This window comes from Alloprevotella sp. OH1205_COT-284, assembly GCF_003859795.1.
Lineage (GTDB): Bacteria > Bacteroidota > Bacteroidia > Bacteroidales > Bacteroidaceae > Alloprevotella.
On the sequence record NZ_RQYI01000017.1, the window covers coordinates 42,047 to 48,782 of the forward strand.

General features: G+C 50.7%; 4 protein-coding genes, 1 tRNA gene and 1 pseudogene. All 6 read right to left on the reverse strand.

Translation table 11 applies throughout. The features are described from left to right. Positions 1–61: 61 nt before the first annotated feature. Positions 62–2,272 (reverse strand): polyribonucleotide nucleotidyltransferase, encoded by a 2,211-nt coding sequence (gene pnp / locus EII14_RS05600; protein ID WP_124931576.1) that lies wholly within the window; start codon positions 2,270–2,272, stop codon positions 62–64. A gap of 158 nt (positions 2,273–2,430) precedes the next feature. Further along, complete coding sequence (locus tag EII14_RS05605) at positions 2,431–2,949, reverse strand: NUDIX domain-containing protein (RefSeq protein WP_124931577.1); 519 nt, start codon at positions 2,947–2,949, stop codon at positions 2,431–2,433. A gap of 145 nt (positions 2,950–3,094) precedes the next feature. Then, entirely contained in the window at positions 3,095–4,339 is a 1,245-nt protein-coding gene (locus EII14_RS05610) for a pitrilysin family protein (protein WP_199733879.1), read from the reverse strand. A 31-nt stretch (positions 4,340–4,370) separates the two neighbouring features. Then, positions 4,371–5,849 (reverse strand): lipopolysaccharide biosynthesis protein, encoded by a 1,479-nt coding sequence (locus EII14_RS05615; protein WP_124931579.1) that lies wholly within the window; start codon positions 5,847–5,849, stop codon positions 4,371–4,373. Positions 5,850–5,960: 111 nt separating this feature from the next. Next, positions 5,961–6,031: transfer RNA gene (locus tag EII14_RS05620), tRNA-Gln, on the reverse strand. Positions 6,032–6,456: 425 nt separating this feature from the next. After that, positions 6,457–6,736: pseudogene (locus EII14_RS05625) on the reverse strand (transposase); the annotation flags it as partial.

A 6,736-nucleotide genomic window follows, 5' to 3' on the forward strand; every position in this document is an offset into this window, starting at 1 on the left:
GGAAAACAAAACGTGTCCGATTCGGTTACGACCCAATCGGACACGTTGTCATTTTGTTTGCTTATTCTTCGCGGCGGCGAGGACGACGCTCACCCTCCCCTTCACGACGGGGGCGACGAGCAGGACGCTCCTCCCAGCCTTCGGGTTTCTCGGTGAGCACCTTGTGAGAAAGGCGGAACTTACCGGTCTTTTCATCGATTTCGAGAAGTTTCACCTTAATGGTGTCGCCTTCGCTGATACCGGCGTCTTCCACCGTTTCAAGGCGATTCCAAGAAATCTCCGAGATGTGGAGCAGGCCTTCTTTCGAGGGCATAAATTCCACGAAACAGCCATAAGGCATGATGCTCACCACTTTGGCATCATACACTTCTCCCACTTCGGGAATGGCCACGATGGCACGAATTTTTGCCACGGCGGCATCGATGCTGTCTTTGCAGGGTGCGGAAACTTGAATTTTGCCTACACCGTCCACTTCGTCGATAGTGATCGTAGCTCCCGTTTCCTCTTGCATGCCTTGAATGATCTTTCCGCCGGGGCCGATGACGGCACCGATAAATTCTTTCGGAATTTCAAAAGCCTCGATGCGGGGCACGTGGGGTTTGTAGTCTTCGCGGGGCGCATCCATAGTCTTCATCATTTCGCCGAGGATGTGTTCGCGTCCGGCCTTGGCTTGTGCAAGTGCACGTTCGAGGATTTCGTAAGAAAGTCCGTCACACTTGATGTCCATTTGCGTTGCGGTGAGTCCTTTCAGCGTACCGGTCGTTTTGAAGTCCATGTCTCCGAGGTGGTCTTCGTCGCCCAATATATCGGAAAGCACGGCATATTTTTCTTCACCGGGATTTTTGATCAATCCCATGGCAATGCCCGAAACAGGTGCCGTGATGGGCACACCGGCATCCATAAGGGAAAGCGTTCCGGCACACACCGTGGCCATTGATGACGAGCCGTTGGATTCGAGAATGTCGCTCACCACACGCACGGTGTAGGGGAAGTCGGCGGGAATTTGTCCCTTCAAACCGCGCCAAGCCAAGTTTCCGTGGCCGATTTCGCGACGACCGATGCCGCGCGATGCGCGAGCCTCTCCGGTAGAGAAGGGAGGGAAGTTGTAGTGCAACAAGAAACGCTGATAGCTCTTGTCGAGCACGTCGTCCACCATTTTCTCGTCAAGTTTCGTTCCGAGCGTGGTGGTGGTCAGGCTTTGGGTTTCTCCGCGGGTGAAAATAGCCGATCCGTGGGGGCCGGGGAGCGGATTGACTTCACACCAAATGGGGCGGATGTCGGTGGTTTTGCGTCCGTCAAGACGAATGCCTTCATCGAGAATGCAACGGCGCATCGCATCTTTCTCCACATCGTGATAGTAGCGGTCGATGAGTGCGTTCTTTTCTGCCAACTCGTCCGCAGTCAGTTCGGTGGCCGTTTCGGCATAAGCCACTTTGAATTCTTCGCGCACCGCTTCAAAGGCTTCCGCGCGAGCGTGTTTTTCGAGTGCTTGTTTCGTGATGTCGTAGCATTTCTGATAGCAAGTCGTTTTCACTTGTTCGCGCAGAGCTTCGTCATTCACTTCGTGGCAGTATTCGCGCTTCACATCCTTGCCGAGTTCTTTCGACAATTCGATTTGGAGGCGGCACATGGGCTTAATGGCTTCGTGTGCCACTTTGAGAGCTTCGAGCAATGCGCTTTCGGGCACTTCTTTCATTTCGCCTTCCACCATCATGATGTTTTCTTCGGTGGCGGCCACGATGAGTTCCATGTCCGCACCTTCGAGCTGTTGGAAGGTGGGGTTGATGATGTATTCACCGTTGATGCGTGCCACGCGAACTTCCGAAATCGGAGCTTCAAACGGAATATCGGTGCAAGCCAAAGCAGCCGAAGCGGCAAATCCGGCCAGAGCGTCGGGCATATCCACGCCGTCGGCACTGTAAAGGGTGATATTTACATATACTTCGGCATGGTAGTCGGAGGGGAAGAGCGGACGAAGCGCACGGTCTACAAGTCGAGAGGTGAGAATCTCGTAATCGCCGGCACGGCCTTCGCGCTTCGTAAATCCTCCGGGGAAACGACCCACGGCCGAATACTTTTCTTTATAATCGCATTGGAGAGGCATGAAATCGGTGCCGGGGGCAGCTTCTTTGGCACCGCATACGGTAGCAAGAAGCATCGTGTTGTTCATGCGCAGCATCACTGCGCCATCCGCCTGCTTCGCGAGCTTACCGGTCTCGATACTGATGGTGCGCCCATCGGGCAAAGAGACTGTTTTTGTGATAACGTTCATCTAAATGTATAAATTAAATATGTAAAGGTAGCTGAGTTGTATCGAAAAGACAGACTTTCTCTCGGAGAAAAGCAAGAAAAAACAGCTCTTTTCGGTTTCGACAGGTAAATCTCCGCAAAAATACTAATTATATTTGAAAATCAGAGGCTTTACGAGTATTATTTTTTGAAGATACGTTCCAATCCTTTCCGAATGGATTTCATTGCAATTTGCGCAGGATCGATGAAATCGGGATCTGCCCAAAACAGCATTTCCACGTCATCTCCTGCAAAAAGGTCGGTTTCATCGTCGATTTCGACTTCAAAAAACGAATCCACCGTGTGCACGTCAAAACCTCCGTAAGGATAGACATTGGGCAGGGAGAAAAGATGGCGCACGATACGCCCCTCCGCTCCTGTTTCTTCTTTCACTTCGCGCAAACATCCCTCTTCCAAACTCTCGTTCAAATCCACGAAACCACCGGGCAGATCGAGCAATCCCTTTCCCGGCTGTCGGTCGCGACGTGCAAAGAGCACTTCGCCTTTTGCATTGCGAATTACCGCCACCGTGGCCGCAGAAGCATTGCAATAGAAATTGAAGCCGCAATCCGTGCAGCGTTTCGACCGATCGTCGTGACACACGAATCGATCACTGCCGCAAACGGGACAAAAACGAAAATCTCGAAGAGGGTGTTTCATGAGAAGGTGTTTCAAAAGAAGAAAGGAAATAAAAGACCGAACATCGGCGGATATTGGAAAGAACGACACTTCTTCGCAGGCAGTTGCTTTCTCTTTTGAGCTCATCCGTTCATGCCCAACGCCTGCTTATCTCCGATGAAACCGACTATTTATAGATCAAAACGGAAATATTCTCGCGGGCATACACTTCCGCGGCCAATGCCTGCAATTCTTCGGCCGTCACGGCTTCGATACCTTTCATCACGGCCGCCACATCACGATATTTTCCAAAATGCGCATACGTCTTGGCCAAAGCTACCGAATGCCCTTCCCGATTATCGCAAGAAATGCCGATTTGACCGCATATTTGTGCTTTTGCCGCTTTGAGTCCGGCGGTGCCAAGCGGTTTGCCGATCAAGCGTTCCATTTCGCGCATCACCAGTTTTCGGCATCGCTCCACATCGGCGGCGTCGCAACCGAAGTAAATCGTCCAATATCCCGTGTCGGGATAAGAATTGAGATAAGCGTCGATGCTGTACACCAAACCATGCTTTTCCCTCACCGCCATGTTGAGGCGCGAAGTCATGCCCGGGCCGCCCAAGATGTTGTTTAAGAGCAAAAGCGCGAAACGCCTCCGATCTCCGCTTCCGAAAGTCGGTGCTCCCATTACCACATGCGCCTGATGCGTTCCTTTTTCCACGACGCGAAAGAAAGGTTTGACCGGATGGGCAAAAGGGTGTGTCTTCTCGATGAAATCATTGTATTCCGTCTTCTCGTCCGTTTTCATGCGGCGAGGAGAACGGTGGGCTTTTTCGAGCGCACGAACGATTTTCCCGAAATCGCAACGTCCATACAGGTAAAACACACAGTTGTCGGGACGATAATGCGCATCGACAAATCGCCGGGCATCGGCCGTGGTATATTGCCGAAGCCGATCGGGCGTGCCTAAAATATCTCTTCCCAGCGAGCTTCCTTCAAAGAGCATTTGCTCGAATTCATCGAAGATCAGTTCCGAGGGAGAATCTCGATAACTATCGATTTCATCGACAATCACCTCCACTTCCTTGTTGATTTCGTTTTGCGGATAGATGCTGTGAAACACCATGTCGGTGAGCAAATCGACCGCTTTCAAGGCATCTTTTCGCAAAACGGTGGCGCAATACACCGTTTCTTGCTTGTTGGTAAAGGCGTTGAGATCGCCTCCCACCCGTTCGAGATAACGGTTCACTTGCGACGCACGGCGGCGGTGAGTGCCTTTGAAAGAAACATGCTCGATGAAATGCGCCATTCCATGGTCGGCCTCATCTTCGTGACGTGTGCCGGCACACACCAGATAGCCGCAATAGACCACTTCCGAGTCTGAGGGTTCAAAGATGATGCGAAGGCCGTTTTCAAGCGTTGCGGTAGACATTAGTTTTATGATGAAATCGAAGTTTTTGAAATCAGTGACGAAAGTATTTCCCGACGACGGGGAGCGATGAAATCGGCAAATCCCGCTTCACCACATAAACGGCGAAAGCAATCAAGCAAACACTGTTGAGCGCGATTTCAAGCCATTTTTCGCCGATAAATTCACCGAAAAAGAGCATAAGCGAGAACAAGATTGCCGCCAAGGCAAGATAGCCGAAGATAGCGCGCAACGGGTAGGGAATGGGAAAATATCGCTGTCCCACGAAATAGCTCAACAACATCGCCGTGCCGTATCCGGCCACCCCTGCCCAAGCACATGCCATATAGCCGTAGAGAGGAATGAAAAAAAAGTTGCTCGCCAACAGCACCGCGCAGCCTGCGCCCGAAAACCATGCGCCCCAAATCGTGCGATCGGTGAGTTTATACCAAAACGAGAGGTTGAAATACACGCCCATCAGTATTTCGGCCGCCATGACGACAGGCACGACTTTAAGCCCCTCCCAATAGTCGGAACCCATGAGATATTTCAGCACATCGAGATAGGCCATGACGGCAAGAAAGGCAAACAGCGCAAAAATGATGAAATACTTCATCGTCAGTGCATACAACCTCTTATTGTCGGTGGAATCGCCATTTTTAGACGCGGCAAACACAAATGGCTCGTAAGCATAGCGAAAGGCTTGCATGATAATGGCCATGATCATGGCAATCTTGACGGCCGCACCGTAGATGCCGAGTTGCACCTTGCCCTCATGTTCGGGCACCAAACGGGGGAATATCATTTTGTCGGCCGTTTGATTAAGAATGCCGGCCAAGCCCAACACGAGTATCGGCCACGAATAGCCCAACATGCGCTTCAACAACGAGAAGTCGATGCGCCAACGCACTCCCGCCAACTCTCGACGAAAACCGAAAGTCACCAACGACGTGCAAACGAGATTGATGGCAAAAACATGCCCCACCTCCACCTGCCAACCATCAACGACAGCCGGGAGGAGCAAAAACACAATGAGGTTGAGCACGACGTTCATCCCGATGAAACCGAGTTTCAAAGCCGCAAACTTGATCGGGCGACGCAAATAGCGCAAATAACAGAAGGGTATGGCCTGAAAGGCGTCGATTGCCACAACGGCGGCCATCATGCCGATATATTCGGGGTGGGCGGCAAAACCCAAAGCGGCGGCCACATCACGGAGATTGAGCAACACCATGCCGACAAACGTCAGCGACACCGCTCCCACGGCAATGAGCGCAGTGGTATAGACACGCTCGGGATCGGGCTCATCGCTGCGATTGAGAAACCGAAACAAGGTCGTTTCCATTCCGAAAGTGAGCATCACCAACAAAAAGGCCGTGTAGGCATACACCTCGGTGATCACCCCGTTGCCGCCGCTGGCTGCCGCAATGACATGGGTGTAGAGCGGAAAAAGCAAATAGTTCAAAAAACGCCCGACAATGGAGCTAAGGCCGTAGATAGCCGTGTCTTTGGCCAACGATTGAAGAGAAGCCACGCGAATAGTGCAAATTTAGGAAATAAGAACGAGCCCCCGAAACCGGTTGCCAAACAAAAGAAAATGCGCTAATCGCCGGCGTCGAGGACGCAGCCAATCAGCGCATTGAAGTTGGGTCACCGGGATTCGAACCCAGAATGACAGAACCAAAACCTGTAGTGTTACCATTACACCATGACCCAATTGCGAGTGCAAAAGTACGACATTCTTCGCAATCTTCCAAATTTTATTTCTTCTTTTTTTACGCCCAAGGCCAAAATTCGTGGTCTGGCTGGGGAAACCGTCAAGTGCGACACCATTTTTCTTGATTAAGGCCTCTGTGAAATCCTCCTAATATATTTGAACACATTTCACCAAGGAGATAATTCAAAAGGAGTAAAAAGTAGAAAAACTATTACTAAGATCGTGGACTATACGGAATACCTACTAATGTTCGCTAACAGAGACCTCTGCAAAATCCCAATGTTGTCCTAAACGTTTTTCGAGAAAAACCCAAAAAGGAAGTAAAGCTAAGGCAGAATGAACTACCTTAGCAAAGAGCACCACCTCTTTTACTTCCTATGGCAAATATAACACTTTTCGCACAAGCAATCGGTAGACTCCCGAAATTGCGGAAACGGCATATCGTGGTGCTGTCGGGAACGCTGTCCTCCAAAGATAATCCCAAAACCGCATGAAAGAAAGGCGGTCTTTGATTTGCTCCTCCACTTCCGGATCGCTCAAACCATACCAAGTGCGCAGAAATTCTATCTTGAAGAGAAGGATACCCTCATAAGAGGGACGTCCCGTTGAGGAACTTCCTTTCGTATAGACTTGCTCGATCAATCGGGCAAGAGGTTTCCAATCGATGAGTTGATTGATTTGAGAAAAGAATACATCTTTTACTT

Excerpts from the sequence above, each read along its gene's own strand:
- pnp (WP_124931576.1), bottom strand. The coding sequence starts at position 2,272 with ATGAACGTTATCACAAAAACAGTCTCTTTGCCCGATGGGCGCACCATC.
- EII14_RS05610 (WP_199733879.1), bottom strand. The coding sequence starts at position 4,339 with ATGTCTACCGCAACGCTTGAAAACGGCCTTCGCATCATCTTTGAACCC.
- EII14_RS05605 (WP_124931577.1), bottom strand. The coding sequence starts at position 2,949 with ATGAAACACCCTCTTCGAGATTTTCGTTTTTGTCCCGTTTGCGGCAGT.